11 protein-coding genes and 2 pseudogenes are annotated in these 23,862 nt (G+C 64.6%); 7 read left to right on the top strand and 6 right to left on the bottom strand.

Annotated elements, in window-relative coordinates; genetic code table 11:
• Window positions 1–2 precede the first annotated feature (2 nt).
• From M1P90_RS30790 to M1P90_RS30770, 5 genes are all read left to right on the top strand, one after another.
• Complete coding sequence (locus tag M1P90_RS30790) at window positions 3–2,711, top strand: hypothetical protein (protein ID WP_483699579.1); 2,709 nt, start codon at window positions 3–5, stop codon at window positions 2,709–2,711.
• Window positions 2,712–2,714: 3 nt separating this feature from the next.
• On the top strand, window positions 2,715–6,125 hold the full coding sequence (locus M1P90_RS30785) for a type IV secretory system conjugative DNA transfer family protein (protein WP_483699578.1): 3,411 nt from the start codon (window positions 2,715–2,717) through the stop codon (window positions 6,123–6,125).
• Entirely contained in the window at window positions 6,125–7,294 is a 1,170-nt protein-coding gene (locus M1P90_RS30780) for a replication-relaxation family protein (RefSeq protein WP_483699576.1), read from the top strand. Before M1P90_RS30785 ends, M1P90_RS30780 begins: the two co-directional genes overlap by 1 nt.
• A 792-nt stretch (window positions 7,295–8,086) precedes the next feature.
• Window positions 8,087–9,211 carry a hypothetical protein gene (locus M1P90_RS30775; protein ID WP_483699575.1) on the top strand — a complete coding sequence of 375 codons (1,125 nt, stop codon included), beginning with the start codon at window positions 8,087–8,089 and terminating at the stop codon, window positions 9,209–9,211.
• Between the two features lie 301 nt (window positions 9,212–9,512).
• Window positions 9,513–10,841: a transposase family protein gene (locus M1P90_RS30770; RefSeq protein WP_483699574.1), complete on the top strand. Its 1,329-nt coding sequence runs from the start codon at window positions 9,513–9,515 to the stop codon at window positions 10,839–10,841.
• A gap of 199 nt (window positions 10,842–11,040) precedes the next feature.
• Here the strand turns inward: M1P90_RS30770 and M1P90_RS30765 are convergent.
• From M1P90_RS30765 to M1P90_RS30755, 3 genes and pseudogenes are all read right to left on the bottom strand, one after another.
• Window positions 11,041–12,030: pseudogene (locus tag M1P90_RS30765) on the bottom strand (NAD(P)H-dependent flavin oxidoreductase); the annotation flags it as partial.
• 189 nt (window positions 12,031–12,219) lie between these two features.
• Window positions 12,220–12,900 (bottom strand): NADPH-dependent F420 reductase, encoded by a 681-nt coding sequence (locus M1P90_RS30760; protein ID WP_483699572.1) that lies wholly within the window; start codon window positions 12,898–12,900, stop codon window positions 12,220–12,222.
• Between the two features lie 73 nt (window positions 12,901–12,973).
• The gene (locus M1P90_RS30755) at window positions 12,974–16,054 is read right to left on the bottom strand and encodes an ATP-binding protein (protein ID WP_483699571.1); all 3,081 of its coding nucleotides are present in this window, start codon (window positions 16,052–16,054) and stop codon (window positions 12,974–12,976) included.
• 716 nt (window positions 16,055–16,770) lie between these two features.
• On the opposite strand from M1P90_RS30755, the gene M1P90_RS30750 reads away from it, so the two are divergent.
• The gene (locus tag M1P90_RS30750; RefSeq protein WP_483699570.1) at window positions 16,771–17,856 is read left to right on the top strand and encodes a hypothetical protein; all 1,086 of its coding nucleotides are present in this window, start codon (window positions 16,771–16,773) and stop codon (window positions 17,854–17,856) included.
• 239 nt (window positions 17,857–18,095) lie between these two features.
• Here the strand turns inward: M1P90_RS30750 and M1P90_RS30745 are convergent, their stop codons facing one another.
• The 3 genes and pseudogenes from M1P90_RS30745 to M1P90_RS30735 form a co-directional block, all read right to left on the bottom strand.
• Window positions 18,096–19,349 carry an RNA polymerase sigma factor gene (locus M1P90_RS30745; RefSeq protein ID WP_483699568.1) on the bottom strand — a complete coding sequence of 418 codons (1,254 nt, stop codon included), beginning with the start codon at window positions 19,347–19,349 and terminating at the stop codon, window positions 18,096–18,098.
• Between the two features lie 4 nt (window positions 19,350–19,353).
• Window positions 19,354–19,641: pseudogene (locus M1P90_RS30740) on the bottom strand (YciI family protein); the annotation flags it as partial.
• Between the two features lie 278 nt (window positions 19,642–19,919).
• Window positions 19,920–22,400: a winged helix-turn-helix domain-containing protein gene (locus M1P90_RS30735; protein ID WP_483699566.1), complete on the bottom strand. Its 2,481-nt coding sequence runs from the start codon at window positions 22,398–22,400 to the stop codon at window positions 19,920–19,922.
• 226 nt (window positions 22,401–22,626) lie between these two features.
• On the opposite strand from M1P90_RS30735, the gene M1P90_RS30730 reads away from it, so the two are divergent.
• Entirely contained in the window at window positions 22,627–23,793 is a 1,167-nt protein-coding gene (locus M1P90_RS30730; protein WP_483699564.1) for a glycosyltransferase, read from the top strand.
• Window positions 23,794–23,862 lie beyond the last annotated feature (69 nt).

The following is a 23,862-nucleotide window of genomic DNA, read 5'->3' as shown; positions in this document are numbered from 1 at the left end:
CGATGGGCGGCGTCATGCAGCGTCTTGAGGTCTTGCTGATTGGTCTGGTGTTGCTGCTCGCCGGAGCAGTGGCCGGCATCCTGGTGTTCGTACGGCCGCCCGGCCCCGTCTATCTTCAAACGGCGCCACAGCCGGTGGTCACACGCGTGGCACTGTCCGGTGGTGACCCGAATGGTGCATCGCTCGCAGCGCCCACGCCGACTGCAGCCACCCAATCACCGGCACCGTCGGTCACGGCCCCGCTTGCCGAGGCAGTGCCATCTGGCGCGCCTGCCGTTTCGCCCGTTGCGGCCATCGTGCTGCGCTCGCAGGCAATCTGGCCGTGGATAGTGCTGCTCGCGGGCCTGAGCGCCGTACCGTTGCTTTTGGTCCGCTTCCACGGGCGGCGCATGACCTACACCAATCAAAATGTCGAGCAGCTGCTTGCCGCATCCGACCCGGTCACCCGCGCGAGCAATCTGAGGGTCTTACGCAGCCTGTCCGAACAGGGGGTGCTCACGAGGGAGCTCGCGGCAGCCGCTGGTATCGATCTGAACCTCCCGCGCAGACAGCTGCTGGCGCGCCTGCTGCAACTCAGACTTCCACGCTCCCGGCTGCCCGGGATCGAACTTCCGGCGTTACACCTGCCAACCGTGCGCTTCCCTCGATACTGGTTCGGTCTCAAGCAGTGGCGGCATGCAAGGCGATCGAACCGCCTGCCTTCGGCTGCGGCCAAAGCAGCAGACGCGGCCGATGAGCGTATCAACGTGAACCGAGCGATGCCTGATCACACCGCATCAAGCACGGACAGTCAGCATGCGCTGGTGACGCCGGCAGCTGCCCGAGCTGTCATGTCGCGCGCGGATGGTGAAGGTGCAAGCGATGCCTGGAGTGCCGCGGAGCGCGCGCAGGCGGCCGTGGCGGTCATCGCCCAGATCTGGCGCGATCTGAACCTGCACAGCGTTGTGACGGCGGTGGATGCCACCAGGGCGCCGGGAAGCGGGCCGGTGTTCGTCACGATCGATCCGCATCCGGAAGACGACGGGCGGCTGGACGATCTGCCCGCGCGGCTAATTCAGGAGCGGCCGACCTGGCGGGCGGCCTGGCGGCGCGGTTTGCTCACGGTGTTTGTGCATACCGAGGGCACCATGGCTCCAGTTGGCGGGCCACTGCTGCTGCCAGCGCTCATGCATGGGCGCGGCGGCAAGCTCACGCGCTTCCTACCGCTGGCGTCCTGCCGGCACCTCGGACTGTATGGCGCGGGTGCGCTGCGCGCCTTGCAGGGTCTACTGGGGGAATTGCTTTTTGCACAGCCACCTTCGAATCTCGCGCTGATGATCATTGACCAGGGCGAGCTGACGCCACTCTACCGTGATGTCGCACATCTTGTCCCCGTCACTCTTGACGGCGAAGCGGCGCTAAAGCTACTCGCAGGCATGCTCCAGCGGCAAACCTCCACCCAGGAGGCGCTCACGCAGGTACGCCCACTGGTGCTAGTGGTCGTCGAGCCGGATGATGGTCGCCTTCAGGCTCTCTCGACACTTATAACACGACTGCGAGCAGCGCCAAAGGCGCCACTGCACGTCCTGGTTGTGCAGGAGCGGCTTCGCCGCGCGGGACGCGAGCTGTACGCGCTGCTGCCCGCGATAATCACGAGCGCGGGGCAGGGCAGCGCAGACCTGCTCCCAGGCTCCGCAGCGTGGCCAAAGCCTGGCGCGGCCCGCCTGGTTGGGCCGAAGATGCGTCTTGATGGACGTCCGCTGTGCATCAACGAGTCGGCTCTCGCGGCGATGATCACGCAGCTGCGCGGCAAGCTTACCTGCCTGCCGCCGACGATCTGGGATCGCTCTGCCGCAAGCGAACCCGCCCGTATCGTTCTAGGCCCACCTGCTCGTGAGGTTATCAAACATCCGTCACAAGAAGAGCAGCCGCCCGCATGGGTGGCTGACAATCAGGCGCTGTCCGACACGCCCGCGACGCATGCGTTTCCGCCGGAAATGCCAGACATTGAGGAAGGCCAAACCGGCACGAGGCCGCAAAGAGTCGTCGAACCGCATCATACAGTTCCGCCAGTGCCTCTCGCATCCGCCGCTGATGATGGGGAGCAGCTTAGTCGCTCAAGCAGCCAGGCGAATGACACCACCACAACTGATGTCGATCAAGAGCGGACGGAGCAGCCGAGCCGCCAGGCCGCGCTGCTGCGGGCAGCCAGTGCCGCGGGGCGCGCTGACGCGCCGCCTGTAGCGTTCCGACCTGGCCGGGGCGGTCCAGGTACCGATGAGCAAGCTACCCGGCGCGACGCACAAGCACCACAGGCATCCGCGCATCGTCCAGCACCAGTGACACCGATCGCCGAGCCGGAGAATGGCTGGCCGGCTGGCCCGCCGCCACTCGGCCGCGCGGCGCTGGCCGAATTGATGGCGCGCATCGTGTCCACTCCAGTGATCATCGCTGGGCAGGCCAACGAGGTCGGCGTCACGAAAAACCGTCTGGTGGATCTCCTCAAGGGAACCGATAAGGCTCAGGCCAAAGAGCTGACCGAGACTCTGTTAGCCTGGTTTGACCTGGCCGGTCTGCTGGCCGAGCCCAGCAAGCCCGGCCGGCTGCGCCACCCGCGCCCGCTCACGACGACAAGCCTGATCGAGATCGCGGAGCGGCTCAATGCGACGCCTTGTCCCGACCAATCGACGGTGCAGATGCTCTGGGCACGCTCGAACGAAGGAAGGGATTAAGCCATGGCCACCCGAACCAGCTCGCCCCGACCCACAGCTCGATCCAGCACTGCGCCGCTCCCAAAAGGCGCACGTATCCCGCAGCCCGAGCTTGTCGTCTGGGTCGCACGCGCGATCGTCATCGGTGCACTCGCCATCTTCTTTGCCAGCCCGACTGTGCTGGCCTGGGCACAGACCAATAGGTCAGCACCAGCGGCTGGCGGGCTTTTGAACGCTCTGCTATCTCAGCCTCACCCGGCAGCAAGCACCAGCGTGAGGGAGGACGCGGACGGCACGCCACACGATCCGATGGCAGCGCTGCTAGCTTCTGCAATTATCACCGCCCTGACCCCGCGCGTCGTCAGCGGCCTTGGCCGGATCGGCGTCGTGGGTGCCTATCTGATGCTCGCCGAAGCTGCACTGGCATCATTCGGGATGTGGGCACAGCGCCGGGGGATGGTGCGCACGCCGATCACCTATCTGCTCGTGCGCGCCAACCAGCCGAGCGTCAGTCCAGCATCGGGTCGTACGCCGGCGTCAGGCACGCCGAGCGGCGATCAGTTCTTTCGTGCCATCCAGCAGGCGATTCCGCCCGGCACGCGCAGCGATCGCTACTGGGGCAGCGCGCCATGGGTGGCGTTCACGCTGAACGGCATCCCCGACCGCCCGATTGAGATGGGCGTGGTCGTGGCCGACGCGAATGCGCGTCGGCGCGCAGAGACCGTAGCGGCGCTGCGCGCAGTCATCCAGGGACAACTCCTCGGCGCGCAGGTCGACGAGGCTCCCGACCCACTCGTGAGTGCGCTGACGCCTAAAGCGTTGGCCGCCTGGCGCGAGTATGGGCTGAAGCTGCCAGCACCTTACCCGCTACGTTTTCTGGACGATATTGCGGGCTCCGACCTGCTCGGGCCGCTGGCCTCCGCGCTCGCGCCGCGCGGCGTGCTGCGCACTGAGACGCAGATCACCCTGCGCCCGGCGACCGGCTGGGCGCTGAGCTCCGGCTGGCGCGGCCGCGCCACGGCGCTGCTGCTGGGACTACAGGCCAAAGCCGACTATGCTCTGGCCGAGGACGCGAAGCGTGTCGAGGCCAAGCTCGACGCGGCGCCGTTCGAGGCTACGATCCGTGTTGCGGCGGTCGCCGAGGGGGCTGATGCGCAAGCGCGATTGGAGATGGCGCTAAACGGGATCGCCGAGGTGCTGGGACAGTATCACCAGCGCACCAGCCATCACCTGCAAACGCTCGTACAAATCGGCGCGGGCGCTGCACACCTGACCACACAGATGCGTCCGCTCACCTTGCGCACGCGCGCGCCGCGCTTCGCCCCGCCGCCCGAGCTGCTGCTGCCGATCCGACCATGGCGGAGGCCCGACATCATAACCTCGATTGAGATCGCGGGCCTCTGGCATCTCCCCGCCGGCGGTCTCGGCAGTCTGATCCGCTGGCTGCCGTGCCGCATGCTGCCCGCGCCGCCACACGCCTACATCGCACCTGCTCGCACGGATCGCATTATGGTTGGCCGAGCCAGGCGCGCCGATGGGACGATTGGCCCGATCGGTCCGACGCTGCGCGACATCCGCCCGCCCATGCACATCACCGCTGGCATGGGCGCGGGCAAGTCGCGCGCGCTGGCCAACATCTGTGCGCAGTGTATCCCCCACGGCTATCTTCTCCTGGATGGCAAAGGCGACGATCAGGGCGGCAGCCTGGCGGCAACCGTACGCCACTCTATCCCGCTTCAGGAGGAGCAGCGCTTGATCATCTTCGATGTTCTGGATACCGACTGGCCAATCGGCCTGAACCCATTGTCCGGTATCGATCTCACCAGGCCGGGCGCGAAAGATCAGGCGCTCGGGCAGATCATGGCGATCTTCGCGCGCCTCGACCCGGCCACCTGGGGCAAGGCGCCGGCGATGAAGGAGTTCGTGCAGATGGCGACTCTGCTCGTCTTGGAGGGCCAGCGCAATCCGACGCTGGCGCATGTCAAGCAGTGTTTGTTGGACGCGAGCTACCGCGAGCGGCTTCTGCCACACTGCACCAACCCGGACGTGCAGACCTTCTGGACGGTCACGTTTCCCGACCAGGGCGAGCAGCAGCGCTCATCGCTGCATGCCTTGCTGCGCCGCTTCAGTCAGCTGCTGACCACCGAGACGACCCGCTACATGGTCAGTCAGCCAGCCTCGCGTCTGAATCTGCTCGACGCGATCGAGGAACGAATGATTGTGCTGGCGCCGCTGCCGCACGTGACGCTGGGCGACCTGGCCAGCGCGATCGGCATGCTACTGCTCCAGCAGTTCGTACGATCGGCGTTCGCGCGCCCAGGCAATGACCAGACCCGCCACACCTACCCGTTGATTGTCGACGAGCTGCAGGTCTTCATCGGCAAGGACGGCGATAGCACCGACATCCAGAACGCGATCACGCAGCTGCGCGGGCTGGGCATCGCCGGCATCTACGCGCATCAGACGCTCGATCAGCTCGGCGCGCTGAAGGACGAGATGCTGACCAACAGCGGCTCGCGCTTGATCCTGCGTACCCAGGAACCGGATGCCTCAGCATATGCGAAGCTGTATGCCGCAAGCGGCATTACGGCCACCGACATCGCTGGGCAGGATGCGAACGAGCACCAGTACGCAGTGCTGCAGTGCGACGGTGAGCGCACCGGCTTGTTCTCGATGATCGTGCTGCCCTGGCCCACGCCGCTCAGTATCCCAGTCGAGCCGTATCACGGCCCCGACTGGCAGACGCTCATCCCGCCCGACTCGCCCGACCCCGCAGCGGACGTTGAGCTGCTGGGCCTGATCTATGGAACCCACGCACACCCATCGAGCGTGGTGCAAGCGCTGACCGACTACAGCGAGGAAGATTGGCAATTCGTCCTCGACCGCTGGGAAGCGATCCGGCAGTATCACCGCCAGTACATCATCGCCCATCCCGGCTGCATCGCGGTCGATGAGACGATCACCGACCTTGATCCCGAGCTTCAGGCTACCAAGCGCGCGGCCAAGCAGCGCCTCGATCGCCAGACCTGGCTCTCGCGCCTGCTCATCGCCACACCGCGTATCCTGGCCGCAGCCGAGTACGCGCGCATCCGGCGCCAGATTGAACCACAGGACAGAATCGTGACCAGCGATACGGGCAAGGGAAGAGGGAAAGGCCGAGGGGACATAGCGCAGCCGATCGTCATTCAGACGACCCAGGGCGATCTGGTCATTGCGCCAGCGGAGCAGATAGCGCCAGAACGATTGGTGCCGATTGGTTTCGTGAGCGGCGCAACACCGCAGCCTGGCGCGGCGATTGCCGTACCGCAGATCAGTGACGCGCGCAGCTTTGTGGACGTGATGGAGACGCGCGGCCGGCGGCGCGCCAAGAACGACATAGCGACAGGATTTGAAGGTCTGGGCACCTCCGCCGACGATGAGAACGAGGAACACTGATGACAACCGCACCGACCGAGCCGCCAAACAAGAAGATTGCGGATAGCCCACCGTTAACCGATCGGTTCGGCATCGTCGTCCCATCGGCGCTTCCGCTGCTCGATGAGCGCGAGGTGCTGTTGATGCGCCTCTTGGGTCGACTGGACATGATGGCGCTGCCACAACTCATGCAGGCGGTCTACCCAACCTACAGCGGGCGCGGCGTACAGAATCGCCTGGATCACCTGCTCCATAATGATCTGCTCTGGCGTGTCCAGACGCGCACGGTGGCCGCGAATCACGCGGCCGAGTACACCAGGGTGCGCAAGCAAGGCGCCTACGCCTACGGCCTCTCCGACCAGGGCAAGGAGCTGCTGAATACGCTGGAGGTTGAGCGCGATCCGCTGACCCTGGAGCGCCTGCGCAGCCGCGACCCGCGTGGTCGGAAGCCTGACCTGCGCACCGTCTCGCACGATCTCCAGGTGTCCTGGTGGTGTCTCAATCTGATCCTAGCGGCTGCGCAGAATCGCTTCTGCCGCTCTATCTATGTCCAGACCGAGTTTTATCCTGAAAAGAGCCAGCGGATCGACGCGCTCATTATCGTGCGCCTGTGCCCTGATCAACCGCTGCCAGACACGCGCGCCGGCGCGATTCACTTCTTCGACGGCAGCGCACGCTCGGCGGGTGAGATCGATGTTCGCCTGGCTCTGGAGGTCGACAAAGGCACCGAGGAGCTGAAGGTGCTGCTGGAGAAAGCCGAGAAGTACCGCGAGCTCCACAGGGCTGGCATCTATACGGCGACGCTTGGCGGGCCGGTCTTACCGGTCTTCCTGGTGCAGACGCCACGCCGCGCCGCTCAGATTGCCAAAGAGTTCCAGGACATCTGGCCGAGCGGCTGGGGTGTGGCCGGCACGCCCGCCAGCGCGAACAGTCTGCGCGATGGCGTCCTGTGGGGCAAATACCTCAGCCTCACCAACAGCGAGCCATTCAACTTGCTCACCAACATGGTGGTGGATCCACAGGGACGCGTGCAGTTCTTCCCGGCGATCAGCCGTGAGGATTGGCGGAAGGGGGTCGTGATCCCCGAAGCCCAGCCGCTGACCGCCAGCCAGGAGAGCGGGCGCGCCGGGGGCAAACAGCGAGCCGCGCGGGCGCGGGCGCGAAAGGAGGCAGGGCGCCTGGACGAGTAGCGCTGGCCCAAAGGCAATCGCTTCCGAAACGCTTCTTTTTTTGTGCCTAGAGCCGTTCGCCTGCGCCTTCAAACGGTCTTCAATCGGTGTTCAAACGGCCTTCAAACGGCCTTCACGCAGCATCGGGGTTTTGGGCGTCAGGACGCGGCAGGCGCGGCAGGCAATAGAGGTTCTTACCGCTGTTTGGAGAGGCTGTGTTCTGTTGAGAGATTTGCGTGTTGTAGGAATAGTTTGCAAAGAGCGGCTGGCGGTGGTCGGAGTAAGAGGCAGCGATACGGAGGCGGCGACAGGGACGAAGAACGGATCCATCGCTGAGTCATTGTCTGCTGCGAAAAGCACAGCGAGGAGCGCAGGCCAGCGACGCATGCGAAGCGTGATCGAACAACGAGAGCACTCGCAAGCACACGCTTCACCAATTCAGCGGGAGCAACAGGTAATGGATGCGGGAAGGTGGGGTCTGCTGGGCGTGTGGCAGTGGACGCGGTGGAAGGAGCAGGGACGCGGCAGCCGTGGCGGGTCAGACCGGCTCGACGAGGGCGACGACAAAGGATGGGGTGCCGGCGGCAGGAGAGCGTCAAGCCAGAACGAGATAGCGGCAGCGGCGTGAGACGATGCCACTGACGTAAACGATACAGCACAGATTCGGAGACGCCGGCCAGCAAGAACCACGGTTGGCCACCATATGAACTCGTGTCCCTGGCGCGGTGATGAGCCGCGGAACCAATGAAGCACGCGCGACCGCGCGCACCGTGACAATCAACGCACAATGACAACACAGGAGCAACCATACCCATGACTACGGACAACATGACAGACACTGTGAACAAGGTGATCGTCATCGGCATGCTGGATACCATGCTGGTGCGCGACCGGGGCGACAAGCGCGACCGCCGCGGCGGCCGAGACCACATGATCGAGGTTACCCGCAAGGCCGGGCGAAGTAGGGGCATCGGCGGACGCTGGGAGAACCTGACGCTCCAGGTGCGCTCGCCCTACGGCGGCATGTTCGCCATGCCGGTCGCAATCGAGCCGAACACCCCCGGCGCAGAGCTGCTGCAGAGCGCCGCGGCCGACACAATGCTCGCGGTCGAGGGCAGCCTGCAACTCAGGCAGACCTTCGATGGGCGGTACGCGACGGACGCCAAAAATGCGCGTGGTCGCACGGATCGCGGCCGGCCAACGCGCGAGCTGCAGCTGCTGGTGAGCTGCGTGCGCGAGCCGTATGACAACGAGCGGCGCGCGTCCTCAGCGGTCTGGCTTGAGGGCGAGGTCGCCGAGCCGCCCCAGATTTCCCGCCATCCCGAGTTACCGTCCATTCAACTCGCCGGCACGATTCTGCGCGTCTCGTTTGGACGTCCAGTCGACTTCCCTGGCATCGCGGCGACGATTCAGGAGACGGTTGATGTCAATATCGCGATCCCGACCGGCCATCAGGATGCCGAGAAGCTGTACCGGCAGGGCAATGTCATGCGCGTCGTTGGCCAGCTCGATTGCCGGATGGAGGAGCAAGGTGGGGAAGCCGTACGGCAGAAGCTCGCACAGATCGACGCCGAGTGGGTCGAGCGCAAGGCAGAGCTTCTCGGTAAACCCGGCGAGCTGCGGCGGGCTGAGACGGCCTACCTGCGCGTGCGACAACGCTTCGAGGCCGCGCCGCGCCTGTATGTGCTGGCCGGCGGTGCTGATTTACTCGCCGGCGAAGTGGCGGACATTGAAACAACATTTCAGGCGCGGCGCGACTTCGTGCGAAGCCGTCGCCAGCAGCAAGACGCGCGTCGTGCTCGAACTCTGGCAGAGCGGGCCAGCCGCCTCGGTGTTACGCCAGCATCTCACATAGTCAATCGCAGCGTGGAGATACCTGTACCCGCTCTTATCCACGATGGTGGTACAGCTGACGAGAAGCTCGCGGATACGCCGTAATCCAGCATAGCCTTGAGAATGGATAGCAGGTGGGCTCCTGTTATCGGCGTCCACCTGCTTATAATCGCCGGCATTACTGAACATGGAGCAGTACAACGTGCTGCTTCAAGAAGCGTGAGCGCGTTCGAGGCTCCGCTAAGGGCATGCTCCGCCGTGACTGGCGAATAGTAATGTTCTGTTGAGTCCTACGAACTCGTACCCGCCACATTTTTCCATAGTCCTAGGAAAGCGTACCGCTGTAGTGTCGGCGGATGCAAGATCTCCCTCCACTGATGTTGCTATCAGTGGAAGGGAGGTTTATATGGTGCGCCGTGCACAGACCACGACCGTTGTCAATCGCGTGACCATTTTGGAACGTGCTACAGCGGGCGAGACCGATTCGATGATTGCCACAGCCCTTGGCTGCTCGATTTGGACTGTCCGAAAATGGCGTCGGCGCGGTCAGCACCTCGGCCGACCTGGCCTAACCCCAGCGCTCGGCCGACCCGCCAAAGCGCCCTTGAGTACCATCCCACCAGCGCTACGGGAGACCATCCTCACCCTTCGGCACGCCCATCCTGGCTGGGGGCCAGAAACCAGCCTAGCGGAATTGCGGACTGATCCTGGGTGGTGCGATCAGCCGCTTCCCAGCCGCTCGCGGATCGCCGCGCTGTTCAAACACGCCAAGTTGACCAGACGCTACTCGCGCCATAGCGACCTGCCAACGCCCAAACCGATCGACCAGGCCCACCCGCACGACGAATGGGAGCTTGATGCCCAAGGCTGGATGCTGGTGGAGGGCATTGGAAAAGTATGCCTGGTCAACATCCTTGATGTCGTCAGCCGCTTAAAGGTCGAGAGCTATCCGTGTCTCAACACCACCAGTCTGCCGCTCGAAACCTATCAGCTGACACTGCGGCGCGCGTTCCTCACAACGGGTCTCCCACGCCAAATCTCGTTTGATCACGGCACGGTCTTTTTCGACAATACGACGACCTCGCCCTTCCCTACCCGCCTGCATCTCTGGCTCTTGGCGCTGGGGGTGGCAGTTCGGTTCACGCGCATTCGTCGGCCGACTGACCATGCGAAGATTGAGCGGATGCATCAGACCATGACCTTGCAAGCGCTGCTCGGCCAGCATTGGGCAGATCCCCAACGGCTTTGGGCTGGATTGGATGCCCGGCGTGATCGGCTTAATCAGCACATTCCCAGTCGCATGTTGGGCGGCCAGGCACCGTTACAAGCGTATCCCGAGGCCGGCCATTCTGGCCGCCACTACCGTCCAGAATGGGAAGCAGACCTGCTCGATCTCAATCGCTTCTATCAGTATCTCGCGACTGGCCGCTGGTTTCGCCGAGTCAAAGCCGATAGCTGCTTGACGCTCGGCGGAACCGATTATTACATCGGCAAACCCTTACGTGGCCAGGCGCTGGAAGTCACCTTCGACCTGCAACATACTGTGTTTCTAGCGAATGTGATTGGCACGAACAAGACAATTGCCCTTCCACCACAAGGTATCAGTGTGTCAGATTTGATGGGCGAGTTGAGCCACTTTCTGGCCTTGCCAAGCTATCAACTGGTGCTCCCATTGAGCCACCAGGCCTGGCGCGATCTCACCTATACGCAGATGCTGACCGGCACGGATTCGTGAGACAATTGGCCAAGCCCCCCGGCACGAGTTCGTAGGACTCAACAGTGCGCTATGGATCACGAGGCTCGGCACATCCCGTCAAGCAGATACTCGATAGCAGCAATTACACTGCTCCTCAATCAAGCGCCTGTTTGAGGAGCAGTGGTAAGGGACACAACCACCGAGTCATCAGGTACCAAATGATAAGGCTGCGCTGGTGCTACCAACGCCGCAGCAGTTGCTCTGCATCGTCTGCGAGCTCACGCACGATCGCGGCCGCCGGCTGCACCTTCCTGACCCCGCTGACCGACTCTCCGGCCCAGTGCGGCATGGCCGCAATCGCGCCCGTGGTCGTCGCGGTGATCGCAAGACACCCGAAGCGCGGGATCGTGAACGGTTTGCCAGTGACGTAATCGATCCCCTCGCCGACGACCTCGCCCACAAAGGCGCTGGCGGCCTCGACCGACGCGCGCAGGCAGCGGTGTGGCGCGCCAGGCCACCCAACCGAAAACGCCTCGGTGTAGATCGTGTCCTGTGGCTCAGCGGCGATCAGCGCCTGCACGTAGGCTGGATGCGCCTCAGCTTCCTCTGCCGCGACGAAGCGTGTGCCGACGCGCACGCCATCGGCCCCGGCCGCCAGAACCGCCGCCATCGCGCGCCCGCTCCCGATGCCACCCGCTACCAGCACTGGCAGATCGACTGCCGCAAGCATCTGATCGAGCAGCGCGAGCACGTTTATCCGCCCGCGCACATGCCCGCCCGCCTCAATACCTTGCGCAATGAGGAAATCGCAACCGGCATCGGCAGCGGCGACCGCTTCTTCCCGCGATCCGACTTGCCAGCAGGCGAGCGCCCCGCGCGCATGAACAAGCTCAACCAGCGTCGAATCTGGATCGGAGTAGAAGAATTCGACCACGCGTGCCTTGGCTGCCGCCACCGCAATGCATTCGTGCGCGAGCGCGGGGTCAACAAAGCGCATGATGAAGTTCGCTCCGAAGACCCTACGCGTCTGCGCCCGTGTCGCATCGAGTAACGCTGCGACTTCAGTCGGTGTCGCCCCATACACCGACACCATACCGAGCCCGCCCGCCTCGGCCACGGCGGCGGCCAGGCGCGGCGAGGAGAGATTCGACATGCCTGCCTGTTGAATCGGCACCGAGCAGCCGACCAGCTCTGTGAACCGCGTGGTGAGCATTCTTGGCCTCCTTTCTGTGCTGCTGTGTGCTCGTAGGAAAGCACCAGATCAGCCGAGCCATGTATCGGAAAGCGTCTGCCGCAATCGCTCATGGTTTCGGCACCCCGCCGAGGCCAGTCAGTGGATGCAAGCGATACGCGGTTTGTTGCCCGGCATGCTCTGCTTTGGCATCGATCACGTCGCTCGTATCGCTCCAGTCGTCAGTTACCGTACCACCTTAAACGCAATCTCCGCTGGACTCAGCGCGCGCATCACCGCATGTCCGAGCGCGAAGGTCATCTCCGTACCCCGCGCTGCGGTGATGTCGCCGAGGTCGAGGATGTCTTGCCAGCCAAACGCACGCAGCAATCCCGCTACTTCCGCTTTTGCGGGACTATCATTGCCACAGACAAACACCGTGTGGTCGCCCTTGCCGACCAGCGTGGGGTTGACCATCAGCGCTGCCGTCATCGTATTGAGGGTCTTGACCAGCCGCACATCCGGAAATGCGCGCTGCAGGATCTCGCCGAGTGAGTCGGTGTCCTTCACGAACAAGGTTAGCGGAAAGCCACGGCTTGCATCGATCGGGTTGGAAATGTCGATCAGCGTTTTGCCGTTCAGGTGCTCATCTCCCACTGCCTGAAGCACTGCCAGGCTCGCGGCGCCGCTGAGCGCATTGATCACAAGTTCGCCGTGGGCGGCTGCGTCACGAAAGGTGCCAAGGCTGGCTCGCGCCCCGCTCGCCGCAAGCCAGGCGCGCAGCGTCCGCGCATCGGGGCCACGGCCCTTTGGCTCATCAAGATTGGCGGGGTCGCGGGTGCCAAGCATTACCGAATGCCCAAGCTCGACGAGTTTCAGACCGAGTGTCTGCCCGACGATGCCAGTGCCGAGAATGCCGATTTGCATGGGTGCATCCTTTCCGTCTGAGCGCGCAGCGGTTCGATGCACCGAGGATAGCAGGGGAGTGGCTACAGGATGGCTACAGCGGATCGAGCGCGCTGGCTTCGACCAGCGCCTGCTCCAGCGTGAGCGCCTGGCCGACCGACCAGGCCGAGCTGAATGCTTCCGGGTCGCAGGCGCTGCGTGCCAGCGCACCGTAGTGGGCCTGCTCGATCTGATCGGGGAGCCACGCGGTCACGTGCAGTTGCTCACGTGCCGCCGCAGCCGCGCCCCATAGCTTTGCCGCCAGCAGCGGCGCCTGAGCGACTGCCGCGACGGCCGCCAGCCCATCGATCGCCTCCGCCACACCGCGCGGCTGCTGTGGCTGGAACAGATCGAGGCTGCGCCGGAAGCGCTCGATCGCGGCGCGTGTGTCGCCGGCGCGCAGCGCGACGTAGCCGAGATTGTGCAGCAGGCGCGGAATCTCACTGCGCCGGTCGGTGTTCTGGAGCAGGCGCAGGCTGACGTTGTAGTGCTCGGCCGCCGCCGTGTAGTCGCCGCGTACGCGCGCCAGCTCGCCCAGGTTATTGTGCGCCAAGCCCTGTAGATGGCGGTCCTTGAGTGCCAAGGCGCGCTCGGTTGCCTCGTCGAAGCACGCCCTGGCGGCGCCCGCATCGCCGAGGCGCAGGAGCGTGGTGCCGAGATGCAGCAGGTGGATCGCCAGCTGGCCCAGATTGCCGGCGTCACGAAACGCAGCGCACGCCTGCTCCAGGGAGCGCTGCGCCAGCGTGTCATCACCGCGGTGCATCGCAAACAAGCCCTGGCGGGCGGCGGCCAGCGCGCGGGCAGTCGGGTCATCGATCGCGATCAGCCGCGGCAGGGTGGCGGCGGATAGCGTGGCCGCAGCCGCGACCTCGCCCTGGATCGCAAGCGCCGGAATCAAGAGGTCATATGTCAGAACCGCGTCACGAGTCAGCCCGAGCTGGTCGAACTGCGCCGCCGCTGCTGCCAACAGCGTCGCCGCCCGAGCGTACTCACCCTGGTGGAACAGCACCCGGCCGAGGCTGACGAGCGCTCCAGCGAGCGGGGTGCTCGCCGGTGGAGCATCCAGCGCCACCTCACGCCACCCGGCGTTGGCCAGCACACTCTCCAGCCAGCCGCGCCCCTCGCTCAGCGAGCCGCGCGCAATCCAGAACGCGCCCAGCGCCGCTCCCAGGCGCAGCGCCGCCTCCCCGTCGTACGACTGCGCCCAGGTCAGTGCGCTGCGTAGGTTGTCCTGCTCGAGATCAAGCTGATCCAGCCAGACGCCCTGAGCGTGACGCTGCAGCTCCGGCGCCGCGCGCTCGGCGAGCCTCAGGAGGCAGCGCGCGTGGGATTGCCGCACCGCCGGCTCCTTGCCATGCTCGATCAGTCGCTCCAGCGCGTACTCGCGGATGGTCTCCAACAGGGAGAAACGCGGCTCGCCCTTCAATTCCAGTCCGGTTGTGCGCTGCACCAGGCTCTGGTCAATCAGATGCTCCAGCAAAGCGACGGCGTCGTGCTCTGACGCGAGCTGCTCGGCTAGCTCCAGGCTGAAGCCGCCCGCGAAGACGCCCAGGCGGCGCAGAAGCTGCTGCTCGCGCCAGTCGAGCAGCGCGTAGCTCCAGTCGAGCGTGGCGCGCAGGGTCTGCTGGCGCTCCGGGCGGTCGCGCGGGCCACCGACCAGCAGATCGAAGCGACGTCCCAGCCGCGCCAGCAGCGCACGCGGGCTCAGCACGCGCATACGCGCGGCCGCCAGCTCGATCGCCAGCGGCAGACCGTCGAGCCGAGCACAGATCGCCGCGATGTCGGCACGGGTGCCTGGGCCGAGCGGGAGATCCGGGGCGACCGCCTGGGCACGAGTGAGAAACAACTCGACCGCCGGCGCCGGGGTGGCGGCAGAATCGTCCAGTACGGACAGCGGTGACACCGGGTAGACATGCTCGTCGGCCAGGCGCAGCAGCGCGCGGCTGGTGGCAAGCACCCGCACCCCCGGCGCTGCCGCGAGGGTCGCGCTGATCAGCGGCGCGGCGGCAACCAGGTGCTCCAGGTTGTCAAGCACCAGCAGCACCTCGCGCTCGCGCAGCACATCGAGCAGGTGCGCCAGTGCGTCGCGGTCGCCGGTATCGCGCAGCCCGCAGGCCGCCGCGATCGCCGTGGCGATCAGGCCAGTCTCCTTGACCGGGGCGAGCGGGACGAAGACGGTTCCATCGGCGTAGTCGGGCGCCAGGCGCTCGGCGGCGGCACGCGCCAGGCGAGTTTTGCCAGTGCCACCTGGCCCGCTCAGCGTCAGCAGGCGGATATCCGGGCGGCGCAGCAGCGCGACGACCGTCGCCAGATCGTGCGCGCGGCCGATCAGTGCATCGGGCGGGGTGTTCGCCTGGCTCCGCGGGACAGCCGGGCGGCTCGCAAGCGACGCGGGGCCGGAGCGCGCGACCAGATAGGCGTCGCGGGTTTCAGGCAGCGGCGGCACCCCGAGCTCGCGCTCGAGGGCGGCCACGCAGCGCTCGTACTGCCGCTCGACCGCCGCGCGGTCACCGAGGGTGCCATAGAGCGCGATCAAGCGCCGGTGTAACGCCTCATCCAGCTCATCAAGCGCCAGCCCGCGCAGCGCGGCCCAGATCGCGTCGTCGTAGCGCTCCTCGGCGGCGGCGCGCTCTGCCAGCATCGCAAACAGCTCGCGGCTGATCCGCTCCCAGCGCGCGCGCTCGGCATCGGCCCAGGCCTCGAACTCCGGGTAGTCCGGCAAGTGAAACCCACCCAGGAATGTGCCGCCGGCCGGCTCGGCCGCCTCGCGCAGCGCAGCGAGCGGTGTCTGGGCGCTCGCGGCGATACGGGCCAGCGCAGCAGTATCGGATGACACTCGGGCAGGGTTGAGCGCGATACGGTCACCATCGGTTTGGAGCAGATCCGGGTCGGGCAGCGCCTGGCGGAGGTGCGTCAGCAGGTGGGTCAGGTGGCGCCGCGCAGTGGCGTCTGGTACATCCGGCCAGAATAGGGCGCAGATCTGTTCACGCGCCACCGGGCGCAGCTCGGCAGCCAAGCGGTAGAGAAGCGCGTGTGTCTGGCGGCGCGGGATGGTAATGGTCGCGCTGGCCCAGCGAATCTCAGGTGAACCGAGCAAGGTGATCCGCAAGGACAGACTGGCGTCATCAATTGGCATGGATGATCTGACAGCGATACAATCACATCAGGAGAAAGACAATGATGTAGAGCAAGGAAGCGTTGCTCTTCGGCGCATTGTAGCAAGCGCGCGGCATCTTTGCAATCTCTGTGGACATCCTGTAGCCACCTAGCTGCTATGCTTGTGCCATCGATGCACCCAGGACAGCAGGAGATGCCACAATGATGACAACAGAGCGAAGAGAGACGTGCGCATCTGATGCGCATCAGCGAGCGCGCGGGCCGTTGACGTGGATCCGCCAGGTGCTCGCGGGGCTCGCCTACCCGATTGGTGGAACAGTGAGCTCATCGGCCAACACGAGCAGTGCTGATCGACTCGGCGCGCCGCCAGCCGATTGGGCTGGCTTCACCACGATGCGCATCACCGACGGTCCGGCCTGTACCCATGCGTTCGAGGCCATGCATCGTCGGTGGGCCGCCCAACAGGCACGCCAGTGGCAGGGAGTTTCCAATGGTTCTCGTCCGTATGGCGTTCCAGGCTCGCCAGGGCCACATCCGTGAGCTGGTCGAGATGATGAAACAAACAACCCAGGCCCAGCCGAACCTCCGCGCATGCTGGCCGATCTGAGTGGCCCGTTCAACACACTCTGGGAACATGTCTGGGAAACCACCAGATTTTGAGGCTGATTTTGTGCCTCTGCTATACTCCGAACAGATGATTGGCTCACTCTAAGGCACTAGCGTGGAGACACTCGATTGCCCACACAGGAACCGCAACCGGCCGGCCTGGCGGGACGCAGCGCCGTTCTGCGTGTTGACGAAGTCGTGGCCATTGTTCGCGAATGGGTCGATCTGCATGCGCGCCATCTGCCGGATTTTGCCGGCGCGTATCTGTGGGGCGGAATCACGGCCTTGCCGCCCGATGCGCCGTTTCAGCTGTATCGTGATGTCGACGTCGTGGTGGTGCTGAACAAGGGTGCGCAAGACGACAATCTGGAGCTGCTCTACCGCGGTGTCATGCTTGAGGTCATGTGGAAGAATCTCGACGCCCACCAGGACGCTGAAGTCGTGCTGGCAGACCCCAGTGCTGGCCCAAATCTGGCGACCACACAGATCCTGGCCGATCCCACTGGGCGTCTCTTCCCACTTCATGAGGCTGTCGCAGCGGACTATCGCCGGCGCCGCTGGATATGGGCACGCTGCGAGGCCGAAAAGGTATCGGCAGAACAGCAACTCGCCGCGATGCGCCAGGTGTCGCATCCCATCAACAGCCAAGCGGCGTTCTGGTCAGTGTGGCTCTTGCTGAGTGCGCTCAGTGGGCTGCTTGCTGTGGCTCAGCTCAAGCGCCCAACCACCCGGCGCACGCTGACGCTGCTGCGCGAACTCCTCGAAGCGCACGGTCGTCTCGACCTGCACGAGGCGGCGCTCAACGTCATGGGCTCGGCACATATGAGCCGCGCCGAGGTTCAGGCGATGATCGACCAGAGCGTGATCGCCTTCGACCGAGCCGTTGAGGTTTACCGAACGCCGATAGAGTTTGGTTTCATGATGCGCCCGTATATGCGGCCCTACGTGGCCGAAGCGACGCAGGAGATGATCGACGAAGGTAATCATCGCGAAGCGATGTTCTGGATCTCCTGCTTCGACACACCCTATCTTGTGTTGCAGAATGATGCTCCTGATACAGAGAAACCGGTGTTCGCAGCGCAGTTACAAGCAATGCGTGTTGCTCTGGGGTATACATCTGTCGAGGCGTGGGAGAAGCGCGTTGCTGCTGCCGAGCGTTTGACGCAGGAGATCTACCACATCGCCGATGCGCTCGCCGCCCTTCATCCCGAATAGGAGCAAACCAACCAGTGAGTTTTGAGAACAAACAAGCGGCGAGAGAAAAGAAAGAATGACCTGGCACGTGTAACTGCGCGGCGATGACACGTTCTGCTCCTCGGCGGACGCATGGCCGCACGAAAAATGTCACCAGCATGTAAAGCGTTTACCAACGAAAGAGCTCGTAGGAGTGCCTACCAGTTGTACCTAATGAGCGATACCGCACATTACAAATCGTGACGCTCTCAGAAGGGAGCTTATTCTGCCGGACACAACGGTGGCTGTGCGGAGCGCGTGGCGGAGGCCAGTTCGACGAGGCGGCGTTCGAGGAAGCGTCGCTCGGCACCGTCATCAGTGAGGGCATGCGCCCGGAGATACGCTTCACGCGCGTCGTCCATCCGCCCCAAGCGGCGTAGGAGCTCAGCTTGCGTCGCGTGCAGATACCGGAAGCTGGCGAGGCTGGCACTGAGTTGGTCAATAATCTGCAGTCCGGCCTCCGGGCCGGCGATCTCGGCAATCGCGATGGCGCGGTTCAGCTCGACGACGGGCGAGCCGGTCAGGTGCGCGAGGCGGCCATAGAACGCTGCAAGCTGCGCCCAATCACACGGCACGTCGGCGTGCAAGGAGGCAATCGCAGCCTGCACGACATAGGAGCCATTGCCGCCCAGCGCGAGCGCGCGGTCGAGCGCGGTGCGCCCCGCAGCGATTTGCCCGGCATTCCAGTGCGACCGATCCTGATCGCCCAGGAGCACGATCTCACCATGCTTGAAGCGCGCCCCGCGACGCGAGTCGTGGATGAGCATCATGCCCAGGAGCCCGTAGACTTCCGGCTCGTCCGGCAGGAGTTCGGCCAGCGCACGTCCTAACCAGATCGCGTCCGCAGCAAGCTCGTCGCGGCCGCCGTAGCCTTCGTTAAAGATCAGGCAGACGACCGCAAGTACGGCCGCGAGGCGCTCCGCGAGCAGGTGCAGCGGCGGCACTCGGAATGGGATGCAGGCGGCCTTGATTTTTTGCTTGGCCCGCACCAGCCGCTTGGCCATCGTCTGCTCGGACACGAGGAAGGCGCGAGCGATCTCCTCGGTTGTCAGTCCACCGAGCGTGCGGAGTGTGAGTGCCACCTGCGCCTCAACCGCCAGCGCCGGGTGGCAGCACGTGAAGATCAGGGCCAGGCGCTCGTCGAGGAACACGGCTGTATCAGTCCCGGCGGCAGTATCGTCGGCCGCGGCGAGGAGCTCGGCTTTCGCGGCGAATGCCTGCTCGCGGCGGAGGGCGTCCGTGGCGCGATTCCGCGCTGTCGTCGTCAACCAGGCGCGCGGATTGCTCGGCACGCCGTCGCGCGGCCAGCGCTCCGCGGCGATCGCGAACGCCGCCTGCGCGGCTTCCTCGGCGAGGTGAAAGTCGCCGAGGAAGCCGATCAGGGTGGCCAAGACGCGGCCCCATTCCTCGCGGAAGATGTGATCGAGTGTTGCTACCAATATACCTCGGAGGGTCGAACTCGACAGCGCCACCATAGCGTGCCGCAGGGACGCGCGCGGCCACCTCGATGGCCGCGTCGAGGTCGTCGGCTTCGAGGATGAACCACCCGCCGACGGCCTCCTTCATACCGACGAACGGCCCGTCGGTGGTCAGGGTCTTGCCGCCTTCGACGCGGACTGTGGTCGCGTTCTGGGGACGGCCCATGGGCAACCCAGGGGTAACGCCCGACGTCTGATTGATGGCCTGGTAGTCGGCGTACACCTGCTTCTGCTGCTCCTCAGGGAGCGCGGCCTGCTGTTCGAGCGCGGTGTTCTGATAGATGAGCATAACATACTTCATTGCTTCCTCCTGATCGTGACGGATATCGTCGCAAGCAAGACGAACGGCAAGCTCGGAAATGGACAGCTCGACGCCGGCAAGATCGGCACCAGGTTCAAAGCAGTCCCGGTGGAGGGGTGGTCACACCCGATCGCTCCGTCTGCCACAACCAGCTCCCTTGGTCTCCGGCAAGCAGCGCGATACGGGTGGCCAGTGGTTGCGGCATCCGGTTATCAGCACCAGGAGCCGCTTACAACGAACCATTGCCGAGCAGGTGCAACCGAGCGCTAGGCCTTCGCTGAAGGCTCTGGCTCCGGCGGCTCGCTTCTGTGCTCGTCCTCGCTCAGGGCATACGCGATCGCCTGCTCAAGCGACATCGCTCGCCCTGCTGCCCGCGCGCCTGCAAGCGCCACTTCGCCCAGCTGTGCCTGCAGCCGAGCGTGGAGCTCCTGTGCGGTCGAGCTCCACAAGACACTCTCCTGCATCGTCATGCTGCTGGTGAGCGCCTCGGCCGCGCCATACACGCGCGCCGACCATTCCAGCGCGGCGAGCGGCTGTCCCTGCACCGCCAGACTAGCCAGCTCCATCAGTGCAACCGGCACCATCAGCCGACTCCCTAATTCACGGTACAGCGCCAGGCTCTCCTCAAACAGCGTGCGTGCACGCTGGAGGCCTCCCTGCTTCCGCGTCAGGATCCCAAGGAAGACCAGCGCGTAGCCGATCCCAAAGCTGTCTCCGACTGACCGGAAGTGAACCAGACTTTCTTTCAGATACGTGATGCCGCGGTCGATCTCGGCAGGTTGCTGCATCGCGTCTGGCTGGAAGATCTGACGGAAAATCGCAGGCCCTGCCAGGTACAAGAGCGCGGATGCAATACCCCAACGATCCCCAAGCTCCCGGAACAACGCCAGGCTTTCCTCCATCAGCGCCACTGCTCGTGCATAGTCTCCTTGATAGGTGGCCGGTATGTTGAGGTTCAGGAGCACGTTGGCAATCCACCAGGTGTCCTCAAGGGATTGAAAGAGCGCCAGGCTTTCCGTCAGCAGCCGGCTGGCCGTTGCAACATCACCCTGGTAGGCGGCCATGTTACCCGCGGCTGAGAGCGCCTGCGCGCGCAGTCGGCGTGCCGCTTCGTCAGTCGCATCCGTAGGGAAGCGTGCCAGCGACGCCTCGAGGCAACGCCGACCCTCCTGCATATAGCCGCAGCGGATCCAGTACTCCGACACCGCAATCCCCAAACGCAGGCCATGTTCGGCTGCAGCTCGCTCCGAAGCACTTGTTGCCGGGCTCCAGGCCAGTGCTGCCCGCAGGTTGTGATGGTCCTGCTCCAGGCGGGCGAGCCAGATCGCCTGCTGGGCACGCCGCAGCTCGGGCGCGGCGCGCTCCGCGAATGCTAGATAGTAGGCCGCATGCTGGTCGCGCACCGCCTCGTTCTCGCCACTGGCCGCCAGCTGTTCCAGCGCATACTCGCGCACCGTTTCCAGCATCGTGAACCACGGCTCGCCTGCCACACCGTCACGCTGACCCACCAGGCTGTGATCCACCAGTGCCGCCAGACCATCCAGCACCGCAAACGGCAGGTCGCCGTTCGCCGTACACACCGCCTCGGCCGCCTCAAGCGTCCAGCCGCCCACAAAGACGCCAAGCCGCCGGAACAACCGCTGCTCGCCTGCGGAGAGCAGGTCATAGCTCCAGGCCAGGGTATTGCGCAGCGTCTGCTGGCGCTGCGGGAGCGTCCGCGGGCCAGCCGTGAGCAGTGTCAAACAGCTGCTCAAGCGCGCGAGCACGGTCGCCAGCGGCAGGTGGCGCAGACGCGCCGCGGCCATCTCGATTGCGAGCGGCAGTCCCTCCAGGCGTTGGCACAGCTCGGCTACCAGTGTGGCATTCGCCGCTGCCAGCGCAAAGCTACCAGTGGCGGCCTGGGCGCGCGCCTGGAACAGCTGAACCGCTTCGTTCTCGATCAGCTGATCGAGGGGCGGCAGGTGCTCAGGATCCGGCAGCGTGAGCGGCGGCACCGGAAGATCGTATTCGCCATACACCCCCAGCACCACCCGGCTGGTCACGAGGATCTTGAGCTGTGGCGCCGCAGCCAGCAGCTCGGCGACCAGCGCGCCTGCTGCCAGCACCTGTTCGAAGTTGTCAAGCAGCAACAAGACCTGTTTGTCTTGCAAGTAGGCCCGCAAGCGCTCGATCAGCGTCTGGCCAGCTGACTCTTGGAGCTGCAGCGTCGTCGCAATTGTGGAAGCGACGAGCATGGCGTCGTGGATGGGCGCTAGGTCGACAAACCAGACGCCATCTGGAAAGGCGTCGAGAAGCCTCACAGCGACCTGGAGCGCGAGGCGGGTCTTGCCAATCCCACCAAGGCCGGTGAGCGTGAGCAGGCGTACGTCAGGCTGTTGCAACAGTTGCCCCGCCGTCGCAACCTCGTGCGCCCGGCCAATAAACGCCGTCAGTGGCACGGGTAGGTTGTGGTGATGGGCCACGCGGGTCAGCGGAGTGGCAGGATGCAGCGCTGCAGTTTGGGTTGGCAAGTCCGGAAGCTCGCCTTGATCGCGGGCAAAGCGAATGAACGCCGGATATTGCTCGGGGCGAAGCTCCAGCGCCTCCGCCAGTTTCGCGGCCAGCTGCTTCGAGGGGCGCAGCTTGTCCGCTTCAACTTTCTGGATTGTCTCGGCAGCATAGCCGATCGACGCAGCCAGGGCAGCCTGGGTGAGGCCCAACCCACTCCGTCGTCGCTTGAGCCACTGCCCAAAGGTTTCAACCGCCATCCTTCGCTTCCCTTGTGCGTACACACTGGCTGTATGGGCGGGGATACCAGGTGCTCTCACGCTATTGCCATCTGCTATCGCGCCTGCGTTCATGTCCAGCCTACACCGGGTGTCAAGATCGGAAATGCGCTTAACTCGGAAAGTATACGGGTTTTTCTACGGTTTTTCCGGAGGACTTGTGGCCGCGGTTGTGATGTAATGGCCGCAGATGCGAGGAGGCCGAACAATGCGAATACTTTTCACGACCGTTGCCGCGTTTGGAAACGTCAATCCGCTCATTCCACTGGCACGCGCCTTCCAGTCCCAGGGCCATGACGTTGCGTTCGCGACGGCGGCGCGATTTGGGCATGTCATCGAGGCTGCGGGGTTCGAGGCGATACCGGCTGGCCTGGATATCCTGTACAACGAATACGTGCAGCAACTCCCACCCGGACCAATCGGGCCCGCCCGCTTCGCGGAAATCTTCGTCGATGGATTAGCGGGGCCAATGCTCACCGATCTGCTCCAGATCATCCCAGCCTGGCACCCCGATCTGATCGTGCATGACGTCGTCGAGTTTGGCGGATTGACCGCAGGCGAGATCCTCAAGATTCCGCACGTGGCCCATAACCTCATTCTGTTCGGGTACAGCCCGGATCTGCTGGACTTCCTCGTCCGCCATGAGTACGCAGCGTTCCGCGAGACGCACGGACTTCCGCCCGACCCAGGCTATGACGAGTATTTCCGCTATCTGTATCTGCAGCACGTGCCCGAGAGCATCGCGCCGCTGCCTGCGAGTATCGCAGGCAGGAGCCAACTGATTCGTCCCGCATTCCCGGATGCCGAGCCTGGTGCGCTCCCCGCCTGGCTGCAGCGCCTGCCCGAGCTTCCAACCGTCTACGTCACATTGGGGACGGTCTACAACCATACGCCGGGGATGCTGGAGGGCATACTCGCGGCGCTCGGCGACGCCCAGTACAACGTCATCGTCACGGTGGGCGCTGACCGTGACCCGGCCGAACTTGGGTCCCAGCCTGCCTGCGTCCACGTCGAGCGGTATCTGCCGCAAGCAGCCATTTTGCCGCATTGCGATGTGATGGTGTGCCATGGCGGCTCGGGAACGCTGGTAGGAGCATTGGCAGCGGGGCTGCCGATGCTGATCATTCCATTGGACGGCGATCACTTTATGAGCGCGGATCGCCTATCAGGACTTGGGGTCGCGCGGGTCGCGCAGGCGCCAGAAATCACGAGCGAGTCGATCAGTGCTGGAGTGCAAATGCTGCTCAGGGACCCTGTCTATCGGCAGCGAGCGAGCGTAATCCGAGCAGACATCGCCGCGATGCCGTCGCCGGCGGAGGTTGCACATATGCTGGCAGAGCGCGTCAGCGAATGGTCTGCCGCTTTGGCGCTCTGAACATTCAGGTGAGATCAGCCAAAGCGCTACTAACTCATTGTTGGCGACGCCGAGATGGTGTAATGTCGC

The organism is Kouleothrix sp. 19917 (assembly GCF_057073505.1).
The sequence above is the reverse complement of the archived record's forward strand: the minus strand, read 5'-3'. Positions and strand labels throughout refer to the sequence as shown.

What these genes read in the sequence shown, in the direction of transcription:
- M1P90_RS30760 (WP_483699572.1), bottom strand. Translation starts at nt 12,900, where the DNA reads ATGCAAATCGGCATTCTCGGCACTGGCATCGTCGGGCAGACACTCGGT.
- M1P90_RS30790 (WP_483699579.1), top strand. Translation starts at nt 3, where the DNA reads ATGGGCGGCGTCATGCAGCGTCTTGAGGTCTTGCTGATTGGTCTGGTG.
- M1P90_RS30755 (WP_483699571.1), bottom strand. Translation starts at nt 16,054, where the DNA reads ATGCCAATTGATGACGCCAGTCTGTCCTTGCGGATCACCTTGCTCGGT.
- M1P90_RS30730 (WP_483699564.1), top strand. Translation starts at nt 22,627, where the DNA reads ATGCGAATACTTTTCACGACCGTTGCCGCGTTTGGAAACGTCAATCCG.
- M1P90_RS30735 (WP_483699566.1), bottom strand. Translation starts at nt 22,400, where the DNA reads ATGGCGGTTGAAACCTTTGGGCAGTGGCTCAAGCGACGACGGAGTGGG.
- M1P90_RS30745 (WP_483699568.1), bottom strand. Translation starts at nt 19,349, where the DNA reads ATGGTGGCGCTGTCGAGTTCGACCCTCCGAGGTATATTGGTAGCAACA.
- M1P90_RS30785 (WP_483699578.1), top strand. Translation starts at nt 2,715, where the DNA reads ATGGCCACCCGAACCAGCTCGCCCCGACCCACAGCTCGATCCAGCACT.
- M1P90_RS30775 (WP_483699575.1), top strand. Translation starts at nt 8,087, where the DNA reads ATGACTACGGACAACATGACAGACACTGTGAACAAGGTGATCGTCATC.
- M1P90_RS30780 (WP_483699576.1), top strand. Translation starts at nt 6,125, where the DNA reads ATGACAACCGCACCGACCGAGCCGCCAAACAAGAAGATTGCGGATAGC.
- M1P90_RS30770 (WP_483699574.1), top strand. Translation starts at nt 9,513, where the DNA reads ATGGTGCGCCGTGCACAGACCACGACCGTTGTCAATCGCGTGACCATT.